Consider the following 19289-nt stretch of genomic DNA (forward strand, 5'->3'; position numbering starts at 1 on the left):
AATTTTGTATAGATACATAATTATTTACAGTTTTATTTATATTTAAAATATACTTATGAAAGTAATTTTAGAATATTAACTAGTTTGTAACTATATTATATGTTTATTTTAATAATATAAAAAAGAGGTGGTGAAGTGGTGGTAAAAAAGATAAATATAATAATTATTTGTATTATTACATTATTTTGTGTCAGTGGATGTTCTATTAAATCACCTAGAGATTTAATAGAAAAACCAAAAAGTTCATCAAAAAGTCAAGATATAAATAATGCAGTTTCAAGGTTTTTAGGAAATAATTATACATTAACGTTACCTAAATCACAAAGGGAAAAAGAGGCTGTAATGAAAGTAGATATAGATGGAGATGGAAAAGATGAATTAATAGTATTATATAAAACAAATAAAAATGAAAATGAAAATGAAACTACAAATTTATATGGTGTGGTTATTTTAAAATATAAGCAAAATAAGTGGCATGAAATCAATAAAGTTGAGCAAATATCTGACGGTATAGATTTAGTACAATGTAAGGATATAACAGGGGATAAAATGCCAGAAATATTTATTGGATGGAATTCAAATGATAAAGATAATAAAGATATATGTATATATTCATATGATGAAGGTTATTTCCATATGATTGAACAATTTAAATATAAAGATTTAGCTATAGATGATATTAATAATGACAAACATAATGAGGTTATTTTGTTTAAAACGTCAAGTGGTAATAATGCCTCTAGTATAGATATATATAATTTTAAAAATGATAAATTAAGTATTATAGATAAGTTTGCTATGAATACTAAAAGTTATGATGCAAATATAATAGTGGGAAACATATCACCAAAAAGCAAAGGAATATTTGTAAGATTTTATGTTGATTCATTCAATTTGTATACAAATCTATTAATTATGCAAAATAATAAATTGACAAAAGCACTAAAAGATGAAGTTGTAAGAAAAAACAAACCATACATAAGAGATGCAGGAGAAATTGAAGATATAAATAATGATGGAATTTTAGAAATGGCTTTTTTAAAACCAGTTATTTCAAAAGAGGATGTATATAATATACCTCAACTTAAAACATGGTATAAATGGAATGGTAAAGATAATATTACCTTAGTAAAAAAAGAATATTATAATTATGATGGTGGTTATAAAATTGAAATTCCAGATAAGTGGAGAGAAAAATTTAGTATTGAACAAAAGTTTGATAAAGAAAATAAAGAATATAAAACTATTTTTTACATTATAGACAATAAACAATATATTAATAAGAGTATTTTATCCATCCAAGTATTTACTAAAGAACAATATAGTAATATAAAAAATGTATCAAAGGATGAATCTTTTATATTTTTAGGAGAAAAAAATGGAAAAGTTTTTGTTGGAAGTATATTTTTAAAAGATAAACAATCTAAGTATTTTATAAATGAAAAAGAGTTAAAACATATTTTTCACTTTATAAGTAAATATTAATTTTTGAAAAATTAGAAAGCAATATTGTAATAAATTATTTTATGTAAAGGAGAAATATGATGGATGTAAAAGTATTGGTTTTAGAAGATGAAACATCTATAAGAAAATTTATGAAAATAAAATTGAATAGTTTAGGATATGAAGTTATTGAAGCAGCAAATGGAAAAGAAGCATTAATGAAAATGGATAGAACAGTAAAAATAGCATTATTAGATATTATGCTTCCAGACATAGATGGAGTTGAGGTATGTAAAAAATTTAGAAATAAGTATTCCAATTTGGGAATTATTATGTTAACAGCTAAAGGACAAGAAGACGATAAAGTGTTTGCGTTAAAAACTGGTGCAGATGATTATATTGTAAAACCGTTTAGTACTAAAGAATTAGAAGCAAGAATAGAATCATTACTTAGGAGAATAAGTATAAATTCCAAAGGTGTTAATGATACAGATATAGTAAAAAGTGGTGAGTTTATTTTAGACATGAATAAAAAAAATTTAAAAAAGAATGATGAAGTTATATCACTTACTCCAAAAGAATATGCAATTATAGAGTTTTTTATCAATAGTTCTAATATAGTTTTGAGTAGAAATAAGATCTTTGATGAAGTTTGGGGAGAAAATTATTATGGAGATATAAAAGCTGTAGATGTTAATATAAGAAGAATAAGACAAAAGATAGAAGAAGATCCCTCAAACCCTAAATATTTAAAGACAAGTTGGGGATATGGGTATATATGGAGTAGTGAAAGATGAAGAGTATAAAAAAACGTATATACAAACAGAATGGTATTGTTATCATAAGTATTATTTTATTTTTAGAAGGTATATTTTTTTTAGCAGTGAAAAATTATTATATAGAAGTTGTAAGGAATGAATTATTTAATAAAGTAAATACTGCAGAAAGACTTTATAATAAATATTTTATAAATCAAACGATTTATGAAAAGGCAAAATACATATTGGAAAATGAGAGCAATAATGAATTAGTATATATGCAGGTATTTGATTCAGATGGCAATGTTATAATAAATTCCAATGGGATTAAGAATGATAGTATTACATATAATGAAGATATTAAATATGCATTACAAGGAGAGCATAAAATTGTTAAATGGGAAAATAAAGAAACAAAAGAAAATTTAATGGCTATATCTATGCCTCTTTATCATTTAAAAGATATATCAGGAGGGTTAAGATATGTTATTTGTATTGATAAAGTTAATAAAATGATATTGTATATTTATGGTGTTTCTATTCTAATAGGAATAGTAGTTATGATAATAACATTTCTATTTAGTTCTTTTTTAGCTAAATCTATAATAGTTCCTATAAATAAAATAATAAGTACAGCTGAAGTGATGTCAAAAGGTGATTTTACCCAAAAAGCTGAAAAAATACATAATGATGAGATTGGCAAACTTTCAGATACATTGAATTATATGGCTGAAGAAATTGAAAAAAGTAATAATTTGAAAAATGAATTTATTTCATCTATATCTCATGAATTAAGAACTCCATTAACTGCTATTAAAGGTTGGAGTGAAATTATGGTTGAAGGTGAAGTTACTGAACCTAAAGAAATAAAAGAGGGACTTATAATAATAAATGACGAAACAGAAAGACTTACATCATTAGTAGAAGAATTGTTAGATTTTTCAAAACTGCAAGGAGGTAAAGTTGAGTTAAATTTACAAGCTATTGATATAAATGAATTAGTTAAAAAAGTATATAACTATTTCAAGAAAAGGTGTGAATGTGAAGGATTGAACTTAATACTAGATTTGTGTGAAAATTCATGTGTTGTAAATGGTGATAGTAACAGACTAAAGCAGGTTTTTATTAATATTATAGACAATGCTATTAAATTTTCAAAAAAAGGTGAAAAAATATTTATAAGTACACATTTGTGTGATAACTTTGTTCAAATACATATATTAGATAATGGTATAGGAATATCAAAAGATGAATTAAAGAAAGTAACAGAAAAGTTTTATAAAGGCAAAACTAAAAAATCTGGAAGTGGACTTGGTCTTGCTATTTGTAAAGAGATAATAGAACTTCATAAAGGTAAATTAGATATTACAAGTAAGGAGCAACAAGGAACAAAAGTGAGTATTAAGATTCCATTTTAATCAGATTGTAACTTAATAATATCATTAACAAAATATAATTAAATCAAGCAAAAAACAAAAATTTTAACATATAGGAGTGATTAAAGTGAAAACAATTATTAAGAAAATGTGTTGTTTTATTTGTAGTTTTATACTTTTAATAGGTCTTGTAGGATGTGGAAAAACTAGTCAATCTATAGATAAAAAAAGTAATGAAAAAGTTGAAAAAACTAAAAAATATAATAAAGAGTTAGCTAGTTTATTTCCTTTTGTAGAAGGTACTGTGTTAAGATATTCAGGAACATTGGAACATATGCATACTTTAACATTAAATAAAGTTATAGATGGAGATGTATTAAAATTGAATTTTAAGGGCCAAATAGAAGATCTTAGTGAAGGAGAGACTAAAAAAGATTTAACTATTGAAGAAGAATATATAATTGATAAGGACAGCGTAAAACAAGTTAAAAGTTGGCAATCTATTATAAATGAACAAGTAGTTTTAAAATTGCCTATAAAAAAGGGCAATGTGTGGAAACAGAAGGTTATTATAAAAGGAAAAGAGTATGAAGCAGAAACAAAAATTGTTGATATATCTAAAGATGAAAAAAATAAAAATATGGTTAAAACTGAAACAATAGTAAAAGGTATAAAAAATTATCCACAAAATACTTATAAAGAAATAAAAGTATATAAACAAGATAAAGGTCTTGTAGAGTTTACTAATACAATTCTTTTAGAAGGAAAAGAAAATGAAAAACCTACATCTATGGAATTTGGATATCATTTATTTGAGCCAGAGAAGAGTAAATAAATTTTCAGCAAAATACTACTTTTGTTTACAAAAATAATTAAATGTGTTAATATATACATGAAAACTTAATATGTTTGCTAGGGGAACTTTGTAGTTGAGAGGAATTATCTTCCGACCCTTTGAACCTGATGTAGTTAATACTATCGTAGGGAAGCAGGAATGTTGTAATTAAATATATTTTATATATTTGAGAAAGCTTGCCTTATGGGTAAGCTTTCATTTTTTTATGTTTAAAAGTAGTAAGTATATGGTTATTCAATGGAGTAGAAGACTCCACCTAAAATTCAGAATTATTTTTATTTTAATTGTAGATTAAGAAAAGTTGAATATAAGTGATTAGAGGAGGTGAGAAAAATGATTATTAACGGAAAAGAGATGGATTTTGAAAGTCAAATTACAATAGAAAAAATGTTAGAAAAACTTAACGTTTCTAAAGATAAAGTAGTGGTTGAAGTTAATTTTGAAATTATACCTAAAGAGAAATATAAGGATAGGGTGTTAAATAAAGAAGATAAAGTTGAAATAGTTGCTTTTGTAGGTGGAGGATAAAATGAAAATATTTTTGAATGAAAAAGCACATATTGTCAAGGAGAATTCTACAGCTTTTTCTGTTAGAAATATGATAAATAAAAATGCAGATATTGTTATTTTGAATGGATTTAGTTTAAGTAAAGACACAAAATTGAAAGAAGATGATAGATTAATTTTAATAAGAAAGGGACAAATGCCTAAGAAAGATGAACTAGAAAATTTTTTAGTTGCCAGACATACACCGGGTGTACATGCAAAGGTTAAACGAGCAGTAGTTGGAGTTGCAGGATTAGGAGGATTAGGTTCAAATATAGCAATTTCTTTAGGTAGATTAGGTATTGGTAAGTTAGTTTTAGTAGACTTTGATATAGTTGAACCTAGTAATTTAAATAGGCAGCAGTATTTTATAAAACATTTAGGAATGAAGAAAACAGAAGCTATTAAAGAATTACTATATCAAATAAATCCATTTGTAAGTGTAGAAACTAAAGATATATATTTAGATAAAACAAATGTAGAAGAAATTTTTAAAGATGTAGATATTATAGTGGAAGCATTTGATAATCCTAAAAGTAAAGCAGAACTTATTAATACAGCACTGATTAAATTGTCTAATAAGCCTATTGTTTCAGCATCAGGAATGGCAGGATATTATAGTTCAAACACAATTAAAACAAAGCGAGTAATGAAAAATTTGTATGTAGTTGGTGATGGTGTATCAGAAGCAAAACCTGGATGTGGGCTCATGGCACCTAGAGCAGCTATTGCTGCTAATCACCAAGCCAATATGGTTTTAAGAATTATTTTAGGACATGAAGAAGTGTAGATAGTTATTGACTTAATTTTTGCAGGTGAAAAATAGTAGCTGCGGGAAATAGTATTTTTTTACTGCGAAAGTTGAGTAAATAATTAATAATTAAGGAAATTTTGCCTTAGGGCAAAATAACTAATATATAATTTAAGATTTTTGCTAAAGCAAAAATCGATATTATAAAGAGGAGATGCTAATATGGACAAGTTATCAATTGGTGGAAAAGAACTTGAAAACAGATTATTTGTAGGTACAGGAAAATTTCCTAATAGTGAGGTAGTATCTAAAGTTATAGAAAGTTCAAATACTCAAGTTGTAACTGTAGCTTTGAGGAGAGTAGATTTAGATTCAAAACAAGGAAATGTTATAGAAGCTATTCCTAAAAATACGATTTTGCTTCCAAATACTTCTGGTGCAAGAAATGCAGAAGAAGCAGTTAGATTAGCTAGACTTGGTAAAGCAATGGGATGTGGTAATTGGGTTAAGATAGAGGTTATATCTGATAGCAAGTATTTACTTCCAGATAATCAGGAGACTATAAAAGCAACAGAAATTTTATCTAAAGAGGGATTTGTTGTATTGCCTTATATGAGTCCAGATTTAATGGCTGCTAAAAGATTAGTAGAAGCTGGTGCAGCAGCAGTAATGCCTCTTGGAGCACCAATAGGAAGTAATAGAGGATTAAGAACTGAAGAATTAATAAAAATACTTATAGATGAAATAGACGTTCCTATTATTGTAGATGCTGGAATAGGAAAGCCTTCAGATGCTATACAAGCTATGGAGATGGGAGCAGGCGGTGTGCTTGTAGATACAGCAATTGCTACATCAAAAGACCCTGTAAAAATGGCTAAAGCTTTTTCTTTAGCAATTAAAGCTGGTAGAATGGCATATGAAGCTAAATTAGGAGTTCAATCACAAAATGCTAAGGCTTCTTCACCACTTACAGGCTTTTTGAATGGGGGTAATTAATCGTGAGTTTTTATGAGTATTATAATAAATATAAAAATTTTAATTATGAGAAATTTTTTAATAGTATATCAGATGATGATATAAAGAGAATTTTAGCTAAAGACAAAATAAATGAAGAAGAATTCTTAGCTTTATTATCACCAAAAGCAGAACAATATTTAGAAAATATGGCACAAAAGGCACATAGGTTAGCATTACAAAATAATGGTAAAGCTATAGAGATGTTTACTCCTTTATACCTTGCAAATTATTGTGTAAATAAGTGTGCTTATTGTGGATTTAATTGTGAAAATAGGATAAAAAGAAATAAATTAAACATGGATGAAATTGAAGAAGAAGCTAAGGCAATATCAAATATGGGATTTAGAAATATACTTATATTAACTGGAGAATCCGCGAAAGCTACACCTGTATCTTATATTGTTGATGCAGTTAAAGTATTAAAAAAATATTTTCAATGTATTTCTATAGAAATTTATCCACTAACTCAGGAAGAATACAATAGGGTTGTTGAAGCTGGAGTAGATGGACTTACTGTATATCAGGAAGTATATGATGAACAAATTTACGATAAGGTACATATTGCTGGGCCAAAGAAAAATTATAAATTTAGATTAGATGCACCAGAAAGAGGATGCATATCAAGGATGAGAAATGTGAATATTGGTGCATTGTTAGGATTAAATGAATGGAGAAGAGAGGGTTTCGCAACTGGGCTGCATGCTAAATATCTTCAAGATAAATATCCAGATGTAGATATGAATGTGTCTCCACCTAGAATAAGACCTCATGCAGGAGTTTTTGAAGATGTTTATCCTGTTAATGATAAAAATATAGTTCAATATGTATTAGCACTTAGACTTCTTATTCCACGTATAGGTATTACTATTTCAACAAGAGAGAGTGCAGAATTTAGAGATAACTTAATTCCTTTAGGAGTTACAAAGATGTCAGCAGAATCAAGTACGGAAGTTGGAGGGCATACAGTAAAGAATGAAAGTGATCCTCAATTTGACACTGCTGACAAGAGAAGTTTGGATGAGGTTCTAAATAGTATTTTAACAAAGGGATATGAGCCTATTTTTAAAAATTGGATGCATATATAATTTAATATATAAAAAACACTGACAATCAAAAGGATTGTCAGTTGTTTTTATATAGAGGAAGGAGAAAAAAATGTTATATTTGATAACAAATAGAAAATTGGTGAAAAATAAAAATTTTTTTAGTGTAATAGAAGATGCAGTGCAAGGAGGAGTAAATGTAATTATATTAAGAGAAAAAGATTTAAGTTATGAAGATTTAATGAAATATGCATTAGGTATAAAAAAAATAATTAGAGGTACTAAAGTATCCTTAATAATAAATAGTAATTTAGAAGTTGCTAAAGATGTGGAAGCAGATGGATATCATATTGGATTTCAAAGATTTATTAATGAAAAACCAAGTGAAAATATGCTTATAGGGGTTTCTGTTCACAACTTAGAAGAAGCAATTTTATCAGAAAAGTACGGTGCTAGTTATATAATTGCTAGTCATATATATGCAACTGATTGTAAAAAAGGATTAAAACCAAAGGGAGTTAAGTTTATAGAGGATATTAAAGAAAAAATTAATATTCCTGTAATAGCATTAGGAGGGATAAAGCCAGAAAATATTAAAGAAGTACTAGATAATGGAGCAGACGGAGCTGCAGTTATGTCATATATTATGGCAGCGGATAATCCTTATAAAGCTGCTGTAAAATTAAAAAAATATTAGAAGTATATACTTCTAATACAATTTATGGTAAAATATTCATAAAGAATATTTGAGAAGGGATTACATGGAAGAAAAGGCACTTAAACATAAAATATTTATTATAACAGTGGTATTACTATTGATTGTAATTATATTCGGTAATGATATTCTAATGTGAAGTGAATTATAGTATTTATAGTTGAATTTTATAAAAGTACATGATTTACAATAAATAGTATTTATAAAGTAAAAGTTTGTAAATCATGTACTAAAGAATTAGTTTGGATAGACTACAATTAAAATATTCCAACTTCTTTTCTGAGCAATTCTTCTAGTTTTCTACATTTTTCTTTGTCCATAGGTTCAACACCTTCAAGAGTATAAGAAATATTTAACTTTTCATATTTTTCAACACCTAAAGTATGATAAGGTAATAGTTCTATTTTTTCTACATTTTTCACTTCTTCTTTTATTATTTTAGAGAGTTTTATTATATGTTCTTTTGAATCCGTAATTCCAGGAACTACTACATGCCTTATCCAAACTTTAACATTAGATTTTTCTATTGCATTTAAAAATTCATTTATTTTTTTAGTGTTTTTACCTGTTAATTTAACATATCCAGTGCTATCTATATGTTTTATATCAAGCAAAACTACATCAGTATATTTAAGTATTTCATCATATTTTCCAATTCCATAACCAGCAGTATCTATAGCAGTATTTATTCCTTTTTCTTTACAAAGTTTTAAAGTTTCTATTAAAAAATCTGCCTGCAGAAGTGGATCGCCTCCTGAAAATGTAACACCGCCACCAGATCTGTCATAATAAGTTTTAAATCTAATCAATTTATCTACCAGTTCTTTAGGAGTTATTTCTTTTCCACCAGATAAGCACCATGTATCGGGATTGTGACAATATGCACATCTTAAAGTACAACCTTGAAGAAATACTACAGATCTTATTCCAGGACCATCAACAAGTCCCATGCTTTCAAAAGAATGAATTCTTCCAATAGTCATTTTTTACCTCCTTTGAGGATTGATTTAATTATATATTGTTATTTTTAGTTATTATAAAATGATGATTAAAGTATTCATATACTTTAATCATCATTTTTATAAATACTTTATTTAATTTAAGTTTTATTATAAAGTTAAATTTATTTTATTCAAGCCTATAATTCTGTTTATCTAATTATCTTTATCTAATTTTGTTTATCTAAAATTTAGTATTTTATTAAATTAATTTAAGAATTAAAGAGATATTTAATTACATTTTTTCATGGAATGTTCTGCTTATAACTTCTTTTTGTTGTTCTTTAGTTAATCTATTGAAGTGTACAGCATATCCAGAAACTCTTATTGTAAGTGTTGGATATTTATCTGGATGTTCCATAGCATCTATTAAAGTTTCTCTTCTAAGTACATTTACGTTTAAGTGGAATGCACTTCTTGCAAAATATCCGTCTAACATATGGAAAAGATTATTTGTTTGATCTTCTTTAGTTTTACCTAATGCATCAGGTACTATTGAGAAAGTATTTGATACACCATCTTGACACCATTGTCTGTAAGGAATTTTAGCTACAGAATTTAGTGAAGATAAAGCTCCATTTTCATCTCTTCCATGCATTGGATTAGCACCTGGAGCTAAAGGTTCACCAGCTTTTCTACCATCTGGTGTTGTACCTGTTTTTTTACCGTAAACAACATTTGAAGTAATAGTTAATGCTGATAAAGTATGTTCTGCATTTCTGTAAGCTTCATGTTTTTTTAGTTCAGAAGTAAATTTCTTAACTAATTCAATAGCTAAATCATCAACTCTGTCATCATCGTTTCCGTATTTAGGGAAATCACCTTCTACTTGGAAATCTACAGTGATACCATTAGCATTTCTTATAGGTTTAACTTTTGCATACTTAATTGCACTTAGTGAGTCAGCAGCACATGATAGACCAGCGATTCCAAAAGCCATAAATCTATGGATGTCTGTATCATGTAGTGCCATTTGACCAGCTTCATAAGCATATTTATCGTGCATATAGTGAATTGTATTCATAGTATTTACATAAAGTTCAGCAACATATTCAAGAACTTTCCAATAAGATGCCTTAACTTTATTATAATCAAGTACTTCATCAGTTATTTTATCAATATCAGGTATTACTTTTATTAGATTTCCATCTTTAGCTTTTTTAACTTCATCATAACCACCATTAACAGCATATAATAATGATTTAGCTAAATTAGCTCTAGCTCCAAAGAACTGCATTTGTTTACCAATTTGCATAGCAGATACACAACAAGCTATAGCATAATCATCGCCATAGATATTTCTCATCATATCATCATTTTCATATTGTATAGCATCTGTATTAATTGACATTTCAGTACAATATTTTTTGAAGTTTTCTGGTAATTTTTCTGACCATAATATAGTCATATTTGGTTCAGGAGCAGGTCCTAAATTAGTTAATGTGTGTAAAAATCTAAAGGAAGTTTTTGTTACAAGAGGTTGACCGCTTAATGTAAGTCCACCAATTGATTCAGTTATCCAGTTAGGATCTCCAGCAAATAAATCATTATATTCAGGAGTTCTTAAATGTCTTACAAGTCTTAATTTTATAACTAATTGATCAATTAGTTCTTGAGCTTCAGCTTCTGTTAATATACCTTTTTGTAAATCTTTTTCTATATATATATCTAGGAAAGCAGTATTTCTTCCAATAGACATTGCTGCACCATTATTTTCTTTAACACCTGCTAAATATCCCATGTATAAGAACTGGACAGCTTCTTTAGCATTTTTAGCAGGCAAAGAGATATCAATATCATACTCAGCTGCCATATTTTTAAGTGCATACATAGATTTTATTTGTTCAGAAACTTCTTCTCTATGTCTTATTAATTCTTCTGTAGCAGGTCCTTTTATGTTATTAAGATCTTTCTTTTTTTGTTCTATTAAATAATCCATACCATAAAGAGCAATTCTTCTATAATCCCCTATAATTCTTCCTCTACCATATGCATCTGGAAGGCCAGTTAAAAGACCAACGTGTCTTGCTGTTCTAGTTTCTTCAGTATATGCATCAAAAACACCTTCATTATGAGTCTTTCTATATTCACTAAATGTTTCGTTTAATCCTTCTTTCATTTTATATCCGTATTCATTTAGAGATTGCTCAACCATTCTCATTCCACCATATGGATTCATTATTCTTTTTAGTGGAGCATCTGTTTGAAGACCAACAATAACTTCATTTTCTTTATCTATATAACCTGCTTTAAAGTTGTCTATTCCAGAAAACTTAGAAGTTTCAACATCTATTATACCTTCCTTCATTTCCTTAATTATAAGTTTATAAGATTTGTCCCAAACTTTTTTAGTTTTTTCTGTTGGAGAAACTAGAAAAGTTTTGTCTCCTTCATATAAAGCATAGTTTTTTTGAATGAAATCTTTTACGTTAATTTCATCCATCCAATGACCTTGTTTAAATCCTTCCCATTCTTTAAACATTGTAACAGCCTCCTTTTAATATAATACAGAGTGTATATTTTTATAGTACAGTTTAAAACACACTAATTGTTTATGATAAATATTTTAAATAGTTTTATGATAAATAGCGTACAAAAACTTAACTATTAATTTTATGACTTGATTATAACATGGCCAAAAAGCTAAATCAACATTAAAAAACTAAATTATTTAAAAAGTTTTAAAATTTATTTTAAATATAAAAACAGTAAGTACGTTAGCATAACATATAAAAATAGTACAGATGAACATATATATAGAAACAGCTTTAAACATGTAGTTGTAAATTAAATAAAAGTTTTTTGTACAAAAACATAATTATTTACTCTTTGAACTTTAATTTTTATACTTTATTTTATATGATTATTTAAAATTTCTAAAGTTTAAAAAATCTAATTATTAATAATTTGAGTTATAATACTAATTTGAGTTATAATATATAATAAGTTTAAGGTAAGGAGGTATAAAATGATGGGGAAACCAAGTATGTTTAGTAAAAATTATGAAAAATCCATGAAAAGGCGAAAAAAAAGAATATTAATAACTATAATTATAATTTGTATTTTAATTATAAGTGTGTTAACATATATATTTTTTAATAATGGTAAAATTTTTAAATTTATTAGTAATAGTGAAGACAAAATTACTAGTATAAAGAGTAGTAATACAATCAATAATGAAGGGAAAATGAATCAAAAGTCTAATGAAGTCAAAAGTAGTAAAAATAAAGTTCAGGATAGTATGGGCAAAGATGAATATTTTAAAGTTACCATAAATGGTGTGAATATAAAAGTAATTTATGAAGTAAAAGATGGTAATAAGTTGATAAAAGAAGTTAAAGATTTACCAAATGAAGATATGTATTACGAGATTAGTCCTACTAAAAAGGCAATATTAGTGTACCAACAGAATATGCAGAAAATGTTTTATGTTGATGATGAAGGCAGTATAAAAGATATTTCAAAAGAAAAGTATGTTTCAAGTAAAGGTACGATTTTTAAAAGAAAGAATATAATTGAAAATAATAAGGATTATGTATGGTGTGAAAAGGCTAGATTTATAAATGATAATGTAATTGCTTTTGTAAGTGAACTTCCATGGGTGGGCGGTAAAAATAATAAATTTATATGGTTTGGAAATATACAAAGTATGAATTATAAATATGTAAGAAATAAAAATGGAAAAGATATTGAATTTAAAAGTCTAACTGATAAAGGATTAGAGACACAAATTGATGGAGATACTTATTACATAGATGAGAATGGTAGGGTAAGAAAATAGCTTTTACCTAAAATTCACAAAATTATTAGTTATTCATTTAAATGTTTTTAGATAATACAGCATATATATTATCTCTCTTATTGTGCGAAAGTTGAGTTATGATATAATAGAAGATAGAAAAATAGAGTTATGTAATTAAACGCACTATGTAGTAGTTAGAAAGTGGACATGTCTGTTAGAATGAGAATAGACTTGACTATTAAACCTTCTATATTAAGCTCTTAATTCAAAAATGTTAGTTTTACGTTAGGGTGGTTAATTTATGCAAATAGGATTATCTTCTGCAAGTTTTTATCCTGATGTTTTAACAGAAGAAAGCATATGTTTAATGAAAAGTTTAGGATTTGACGTGGGGGAGATTTTTTATATATGCTAAAAGAAAAATGTAAATATCTCATTTATTTTACATTAGATATTAAACAAGCACATAGAGCCAATATTGAACCTTTAGAATATATTGAAATTATGGGAGAAGATTTAATTAATTTTCATATAAATGATAGAAATTTACAATGTGATTGTTTGTTGCCGGGAAAAGGTGAAGTTAAGTATAATTCTATACTTGAAAAGTTAAGAAAAATAAATTATAAAGGTAATTTGATAATAGAAGTATACAGAAAAAATTATTTGGATTATAATGAAATAGAAAAGTCTAAAAAATTTCTAGATAAAATAATAAGTAGAAAATAATTGAATTTTAATTGAAAAAAATATATCATTTAGTATATAATGAGTATTGCAGAACTAAAAGATAAGTAACATTAAATTTGAAAAAAATTAAAATAATATGTTATAATGTCTAGAGTTAAATAGTATTGACGGTGATTAGGAGGAATAGGGAATGAATGTAAAAGTAGAAAAAATAGAAACTAATGTAGTAAAACTAGAAATTGCGGTAGAAGCAAAAGAGTTTGATGCAGCTCTTAAAAAATCATATTCAAAGAATGTTAAGAGATTTAATGTACCAGGTTTCAGAAAAGGAAAAGCACCTATGGCTATTATAAAAAAATATTATGGTGAAGGTGTTCTTTATGAAGATGCTATAAATTTCTGTTGTGAAGATACATATCCAAAAGCAGTAGAAGAAAATGATATTAAACCAATAGATTACCCTGAAATTGATATAGTTCAAGTAGAATCAGGTAAAGAATTTATTTATACTGCAAAAGTTACAGTTACACCAGAAGTACAACTTGGACAATACAAGGGTTTAGAAGTTAAAGAAGTTAAATATGAAGTAAAAGATGAAGAAGTAGATAATCAATTAAAAGCAATGCAAGAAAAAAATGCAAGAATAGAAACAAAAGTTGATGGTGAGGTTGAAAAAGGGGATATAGCAGTTATAGATTTTAAAGGATTTGTTGAAGAAAAAGAATTTGAAGGCGGAGAAGGAAAAGATTATAAATTAGAAATTGGTTCAGGTACTTTTATAGATAATTTTGAGGAACAATTAGTAGGTGCTAAAAAAGATGAAAAAAGAGAAATCAAAGTTACATTCCCAGAAGAATACGGAAATGAAGAGTTAAATGGTAAACCAGCAACTTTTGAAGTAACTGTTAAAGAAATTCAAAAGAAAGAATTACCAGCATTAGATGATGAATTTACAAAAGAAGTATCTGAGTTTGATACTTTAGATGAGTTAAAAGCTGATACAAGAAAAAAATTAGAAGAAGCTAATGAATTAAGAGCAAAAAGAGAGTTTGAAGAATCAGTATTAGATTCTGTATGTGAAAATGTTGAAGTTGAAATACCAGAAGTAATGATTAAAAAAGAAGTAGATATGATGTTAAGAGATCTTGAAATGAGATTAAGATATCAAGGACTAGATCTTCAAACATATTATCAATATACAAACAATACTGAAGAAAAAGTTAGAGACTATATGAAAGAAACTGCAGAAAAAAGAGTTAAAACTAACTTAGTTGTTGATCAAATAGCTAAGGAAGAAAATGTTGAAGTAAATGAAGAAGAATTATTAGAAAAAGCAAAAGAAATGGCTAAACAATATGGAAGCAAAGATACTGAAAAAACAGCTAAATTAGTTATGGAATCTCAAAAAAATATATTAAAAACAGAAATCATTAATCAAAAAGTTATTGAAATGTTGGTTAATAATAGCAAAATTGTAGCATAATATAGAATGAACAACAATTGCCAGAACTTTTCTGGCAATTAATTTTAGGGTTACAAGGAGGGAATTTTATGAGTTTGGTACCTGTTGTAGTTGAACAAACTGGAAGAGGAGAAAGATCATATGATATTTATTCTAGACTTTTAAAGGATAGAATAATATTTTTAGGTGAAGAAGTAAATGATACAACAGCTAGTTTAGTAGTTGCACAATTATTATTTTTAGAAGCAGAAGATCCAGATAAGGATATATATTTATACATAAATAGCCCAGGTGGATCAATAACTTCAGGAATGGCTATTTATGATACTATGCAATACATTAAGCCAGATGTAAGTACTATATGTATAGGAATGGCTGCTTCTATGGGAGCTTTTTTGCTTAATGCTGGAGCAAAAGGAAAGAGATTTGCACTTCCAAATAGTGAAATTATGATACATCAACCACTTGGAGGGTTTAAAGGTCAGGCTACTGACATAGATATACATGCAAAAAGAATAATTGCAATTAAGAAAAAATTAAATGAAATCATAAGTGAAAGAACTGGCCAACCGCTTGAAAAGGTAAAAAAGGATGTTGAAAGAGATTATTTTATGACTGCAGAAGAAGCTAAAGAATATGGTTTAATTGACGAAGTTATTGTCAAGAATAAGAAATAAATATAAACCCTAGAGAGGTGTAGATATGGCTAAATTTGAAGACAAGAAACAATTAAGATGTTCTTTTTGTGGGAAAAGTCAGGATCAAGTAAGACGACTGATTGCAGGACCAGGAGTATATATTTGTGACGAATGTATAGAACTTTGTTCTGAAATTATAACTGATGAATTTGAAGATGAAACAGAAGTAGATAGAGGTTCTCTTCCAAAGCCAAAGGAAATAAAAGAATATTTAGATCAATATGTTGTAGGTCAAGAAGAAGCTAAAAAATCATTAGCTGTGTCTGTTTATAATCATTATAAAAGAATAAATTCAAATGTAGATGCTGGTGATGTTGAATTACAAAAAAGTAATATTTTACTTTTAGGACCTACTGGATCAGGAAAAACTCTTTTAGCTCAAACATTGGCGAAATTTTTAAATGTTCCTTTTGCTATAGCAGATGCAACTACATTAACTGAAGCAGGATATGTAGGTGAAGATGTAGAAAATATATTACTTAAATTGATACAAAATGCAGATTATGATATTGAAAGAGCAGAAAAAGGAATAATTTATATAGATGAAATTGATAAAATTGCAAGAAAATCTGAAAACCCATCAATCACTAGAGATGTTTCAGGAGAAGGTGTGCAACAAGCATTATTAAAAATTTTAGAAGGTACTGTAGCTTCAGTTCCACCACAAGGAGGAAGAAAACATCCTCATCAAGAGTTTATACAGATAGATACTTCTAATGTATTGTTTATATGTGGTGGTGCTTTTGATGGTATTGATAAAATAATAGAAAAAAGAACAAGAACAAGTTCATTAGGATTTGGAGCTCAAATTCAATCCAAGAAAGAAAAAGATATAGGCGTATTGTTAAAATCTATTATGCCTGGAGATTTGTTAAAATTTGGATTAATACCTGAATTTATTGGTAGAGTTCCAATAATAGTGACATTAGAATCTTTAGATAGAGAATCTCTAATAAAAATTTTGAGAGAACCTAAAAATTCTTTAGTAAAACAGTATAAAAAGTTATTTGAAATAGACGATGTAGAATTAGAATTTAACGAAGAAGCACTTGGAATAATAGCTGAAGAAGCAATAGATAGAAAAACTGGTGCTAGGGGATTGAGAGCAATTATAGAAGAAACGATGAAAGATATAATGTTTGACATTCCTTCTAACGAATCAATTCAAAAAGTTGTAATAAACAAAGATACAATTAAAACTAAGGAACCTGAAGTGATTCTTGCAGAAGATGGTAAGAGATTACCACTTAAAGCTACAAAAAAGAACTTGAAAAGTAGAGATAATGAAACTGCTTCATAAGTAAAAATGGCACATTGTGTGCCATTTTTTTTTATAAAAATTTATAGTTTTGTTTTTATAAAATACAGGAATATATTGTTAAGAAAATGATAATACTAGAAATGTGAGGATGCCGAAGTGAGAAGGGGAGTGTAATTTTAAAATTAATATGATGACAAATACTTTAATAATAATAGAAATATTTTTTACAACAATAATAGGTTTTTATTTTTTGAATGCTTTAAAAGGACAACAGAATAATAAAGTAGCTTTTAATAAAGAAGGAAAAAAAGAAATGGAAAAGTTAATGAAACTTAAAAGTATAAGTTTAACTGAACCATTAACTGAAAAAAGTAGACCTACTTCTTTTCAGGAAATTATAGGTCAAAAGCAAGGAATAAAAGCACTACAAGCTGCTATATGTGGTCCCAATCCCCAAAATGTTATTATATATGGTCCGCCGGGGGTAGGAAAAACAGCTGCAGCAAGATTGGTACTAGAAGATGCTAAAAATAGGAAATGTTCACCTTTTAAAAATGATTCAAAATTTGTAGAATTAGATGCTACTACAATACGATTTGACGATAGAGGAATTGCTGATCCATTAATTGGGTCTGTGCATGATCCTATATATCAAGGTGCTGGAGCATTAGGAGTAGCTGGAGTTCCACAACCTAAGCCAGGTGCAGTTACTAAAGCACATGGGGGAGTTTTATTTATTGATGAAATAGGAGAGTTACATCCTGTTGAAATGAATAAATTATTAAAAGTATTAGAAGATAGAAAAGTATTTCTTGATAGTGGATATTTTAATTCGGAAGACCCCAATACACCTGAATATATAAAAGATATTTTTCAAAATGGATTACCAGCTGATTTTAGATTAATAGGTGCTACAACAAGAAGTCCAGAAGAAATAACTCCTGCTTTGCGTTCTAGATGTGTAGAAATTTTTTTCAGAGGGTTGCTTCCAGATGAGATAGAAATTGTTGCATTGAATTCTGTAGAAAAAATAGGGCTAGAGATTGAGAAAAAGGCATATAAACTAGTTGGAAAGTATGCTACAAATGGTAGAGAAGCAGTTAATTTAATACAGTTAAGTGCAGGAATTGCAATAGGAGATTCTAGAAAAGTTATTACTAGAAGTGATATAGAATGGGTAATAGAAAATGGTCAATATTCACCAAGACCTGAGAAAAAAATAGCTTTACAGCCACAAATAGGATATGTAAATGGATTAGCTGTTTATGGATCTAATATGGGTATGATTATGGAAATTGAAGCAAGTGCTAAAAAAGTAAATATAAGAAAAGGAGTATTAAAAACTACAGGGATAGTAGAGGAAGAAGAAATAAGCGGAAATAATAAAAAATTGAAGAGAAAAAGTACTGCTAGAGCATCTATAGAAAATGTTATAACAGTTTTAGAAAAGGTATTTAATATTAATTGTGATGAATATGATATACACGTAAATTTTCCTGGAGGCATGCCGGTTGATGGACCATCTGCAGGGATAAGTATTGCTGTTGCTGTATATAGTGCTATAAAAAATATTCCAGTAGATAATCAAGTTGCTATGACAGGAGAAATATCTTTATATGGTAATGTTAAACCTGTTGGTGGTGTAAGTTCAAAAATTCAAGCTGCAAAAAAAGCAGGAGCTACAAAAATAATCATTCCAAAAGAAAATTGGCAAAATAATTTTGAAAAAATAAAAGATGCTGAAGTGATTTCTGTTACAAATATAAAAGAAGTAATTAAAATAGCATTGAAACGAGATGAAAGTCAAAACTTTAATAATGAATCTGAAATGGTTTTAGTTGCTAAACCTTATAATAATATAAATATCCCTCATAATTAATTTTAATGAGGGATATTTATATTATTTAAGTTGTGAAAAGTTTAATTAAAATTG

Annotated in this window: 17 protein-coding genes and 1 riboswitch; of the genes, 15 read left to right on the forward strand and 2 right to left on the reverse strand. The window is 27.3% G+C overall.

Translation table 11 applies throughout. The features are described 5' to 3' along the window. The first annotated feature begins 138 nt into the window (after window positions 1-138). The 9 genes from ACFIJ5_RS05165 to thiE all read left to right on the forward strand — a co-directional run bounded on the left by ACFIJ5_RS05165 (window position 139) and on the right by thiE (window position 8487). On the forward strand, window positions 139-1485 hold the full coding sequence (locus ACFIJ5_RS05165) for a hypothetical protein (protein WP_379804610.1): 1347 nt from the start codon (window positions 139-141) through the stop codon (window positions 1483-1485). A 59-nt stretch (window positions 1486-1544) separates the two neighbouring features. Then, a complete protein-coding gene (locus tag ACFIJ5_RS05170) occupies window positions 1545-2240 on the forward strand; it encodes a response regulator (protein WP_379804613.1) in 696 nt (231 codons plus the stop codon). Continuing rightward, window positions 2237-3619: an ATP-binding protein gene (locus tag ACFIJ5_RS05175; protein ID WP_379804615.1), complete on the forward strand. Its 1383-nt coding sequence runs from the start codon at window positions 2237-2239 to the stop codon at window positions 3617-3619. Before ACFIJ5_RS05170 ends, ACFIJ5_RS05175 begins: the two co-directional genes overlap by 4 nt. An 85-nt stretch (window positions 3620-3704) precedes the next feature. Continuing rightward, window positions 3705-4412, forward strand: a complete 708-nt coding sequence (locus ACFIJ5_RS05180; RefSeq protein WP_379804618.1) for a hypothetical protein — start codon at window positions 3705-3707, stop codon at window positions 4410-4412. 69 nt (window positions 4413-4481) lie between these two features. Further along, window positions 4482-4581: riboswitch (TPP riboswitch) on the forward strand. A 185-nt stretch (window positions 4582-4766) separates the two neighbouring features. Next, window positions 4767-4961 carry a sulfur carrier protein ThiS gene (gene thiS / locus ACFIJ5_RS05185; RefSeq protein WP_379804621.1) on the forward strand — a complete coding sequence of 65 codons (195 nt, stop codon included), beginning with the start codon at window positions 4767-4769 and terminating at the stop codon, window positions 4959-4961. 1 nt (window position 4962) lies between these two features. After that, window positions 4963-5769, forward strand: coding sequence for a sulfur carrier protein ThiS adenylyltransferase ThiF (gene thiF / locus ACFIJ5_RS05190; protein ID WP_379804624.1), 807 nt, complete (start codon window positions 4963-4965; stop codon window positions 5767-5769). Between the two features lie 183 nt (window positions 5770-5952). Then, window positions 5953-6726, forward strand: coding sequence for a thiazole synthase (locus ACFIJ5_RS05195; RefSeq protein ID WP_379804626.1), 774 nt, complete (start codon window positions 5953-5955; stop codon window positions 6724-6726). Between the two features lie 2 nt (window positions 6727-6728). Continuing rightward, complete coding sequence (gene thiH / locus ACFIJ5_RS05200; RefSeq protein WP_379804629.1) at window positions 6729-7832, forward strand: 2-iminoacetate synthase ThiH; 1104 nt, start codon at window positions 6729-6731, stop codon at window positions 7830-7832. A gap of 70 nt (window positions 7833-7902) precedes the next feature. Further along, window positions 7903-8487 (forward strand): thiamine phosphate synthase, encoded by a 585-nt coding sequence (gene thiE / locus ACFIJ5_RS05205; RefSeq protein ID WP_379804631.1) that lies wholly within the window; start codon window positions 7903-7905, stop codon window positions 8485-8487. 275 nt (window positions 8488-8762) lie between these two features. Here thiE and pflA read toward each other — a convergent pair whose 3' ends face one another. Both pflA and pflB read right to left on the reverse strand, forming a co-directional pair. Beyond that, window positions 8763-9488, reverse strand: a complete 726-nt coding sequence (pflA, locus tag ACFIJ5_RS05210; RefSeq protein WP_379804633.1) for a pyruvate formate-lyase-activating protein — start codon at window positions 9486-9488, stop codon at window positions 8763-8765. 250 nt (window positions 9489-9738) lie between these two features. Further along, on the reverse strand, window positions 9739-11985 hold the full coding sequence (gene pflB / locus ACFIJ5_RS05215; protein WP_379804635.1) for a formate C-acetyltransferase: 2247 nt from the start codon (window positions 11983-11985) through the stop codon (window positions 9739-9741). 486 nt (window positions 11986-12471) lie between these two features. On the opposite strand from pflB, the gene ACFIJ5_RS05220 reads away from it, so the two are divergent. The 6 genes from ACFIJ5_RS05220 to lonB all read left to right on the forward strand — a co-directional run bounded on the left by ACFIJ5_RS05220 (window position 12472) and on the right by lonB (window position 19235). Beyond that, window positions 12472-13284 carry a hypothetical protein gene (locus tag ACFIJ5_RS05220; RefSeq protein ID WP_379804638.1) on the forward strand — a complete coding sequence of 271 codons (813 nt, stop codon included), beginning with the start codon at window positions 12472-12474 and terminating at the stop codon, window positions 13282-13284. 369 nt (window positions 13285-13653) lie between these two features. Then, entirely contained in the window at window positions 13654-13974 is a 321-nt protein-coding gene (locus tag ACFIJ5_RS05225) for a sugar phosphate isomerase/epimerase family protein (protein WP_379804640.1), read from the forward strand. Between the two features lie 151 nt (window positions 13975-14125). Beyond that, a complete protein-coding gene (gene tig / locus ACFIJ5_RS05230; protein WP_379804642.1) occupies window positions 14126-15418 on the forward strand; it encodes a trigger factor in 1293 nt (430 codons plus the stop codon). A 68-nt stretch (window positions 15419-15486) separates the two neighbouring features. Then, window positions 15487-16074: an ATP-dependent Clp endopeptidase proteolytic subunit ClpP gene (clpP, locus tag ACFIJ5_RS05235; RefSeq protein WP_379804644.1), complete on the forward strand. Its 588-nt coding sequence runs from the start codon at window positions 15487-15489 to the stop codon at window positions 16072-16074. Between the two features lie 25 nt (window positions 16075-16099). Next, window positions 16100-17395 (forward strand): ATP-dependent Clp protease ATP-binding subunit ClpX, encoded by a 1296-nt coding sequence (gene clpX / locus ACFIJ5_RS05240; RefSeq protein WP_379804646.1) that lies wholly within the window; start codon window positions 16100-16102, stop codon window positions 17393-17395. Window positions 17396-17546: 151 nt separating this feature from the next. Further along, window positions 17547-19235 (forward strand): ATP-dependent protease LonB, encoded by a 1689-nt coding sequence (gene lonB, locus ACFIJ5_RS05245; RefSeq protein ID WP_379804648.1) that lies wholly within the window; start codon window positions 17547-17549, stop codon window positions 19233-19235. Window positions 19236-19289 lie beyond the last annotated feature (54 nt).

The organism is Haloimpatiens myeolchijeotgali (genome assembly GCF_042688525.2).
In the GTDB taxonomy this organism is placed as follows: Bacteria; Bacillota; Clostridia; order Clostridiales; family Clostridiaceae; genus Haloimpatiens.

Excerpts from the sequence above, each read along its gene's own strand:
- clpX (WP_379804646.1), top strand. The coding sequence starts at position 16,100 with ATGGCTAAATTTGAAGACAAGAAACAATTAAGATGTTCTTTTTGTGGG.
- ACFIJ5_RS05220 (WP_379804638.1), top strand. The coding sequence starts at position 12,472 with ATGATGGGGAAACCAAGTATGTTTAGTAAAAATTATGAAAAATCCATG.
- ACFIJ5_RS05170 (WP_379804613.1), top strand. The coding sequence starts at position 1,545 with ATGGATGTAAAAGTATTGGTTTTAGAAGATGAAACATCTATAAGAAAA.
- lonB (WP_379804648.1), top strand. The coding sequence starts at position 17,547 with ATGACAAATACTTTAATAATAATAGAAATATTTTTTACAACAATAATA.
- pflB (WP_379804635.1), bottom strand. The coding sequence starts at position 11,985 with ATGTTTAAAGAATGGGAAGGATTTAAACAAGGTCATTGGATGGATGAA.
- pflA (WP_379804633.1), bottom strand. The coding sequence starts at position 9,488 with ATGACTATTGGAAGAATTCATTCTTTTGAAAGCATGGGACTTGTTGAT.
- thiE (WP_379804631.1), top strand. The coding sequence starts at position 7,903 with ATGTTATATTTGATAACAAATAGAAAATTGGTGAAAAATAAAAATTTT.
- ACFIJ5_RS05195 (WP_379804626.1), top strand. The coding sequence starts at position 5,953 with ATGGACAAGTTATCAATTGGTGGAAAAGAACTTGAAAACAGATTATTT.
- clpP (WP_379804644.1), top strand. The coding sequence starts at position 15,487 with ATGAGTTTGGTACCTGTTGTAGTTGAACAAACTGGAAGAGGAGAAAGA.
- tig (WP_379804642.1), top strand. The coding sequence starts at position 14,126 with ATGAATGTAAAAGTAGAAAAAATAGAAACTAATGTAGTAAAACTAGAA.
- thiF (WP_379804624.1), top strand. The coding sequence starts at position 4,963 with ATGAAAATATTTTTGAATGAAAAAGCACATATTGTCAAGGAGAATTCT.
- ACFIJ5_RS05225 (WP_379804640.1), top strand. The coding sequence starts at position 13,654 with ATGCTAAAAGAAAAATGTAAATATCTCATTTATTTTACATTAGATATT.
- ACFIJ5_RS05175 (WP_379804615.1), top strand. The coding sequence starts at position 2,237 with ATGAAGAGTATAAAAAAACGTATATACAAACAGAATGGTATTGTTATC.
- thiS (WP_379804621.1), top strand. The coding sequence starts at position 4,767 with ATGATTATTAACGGAAAAGAGATGGATTTTGAAAGTCAAATTACAATA.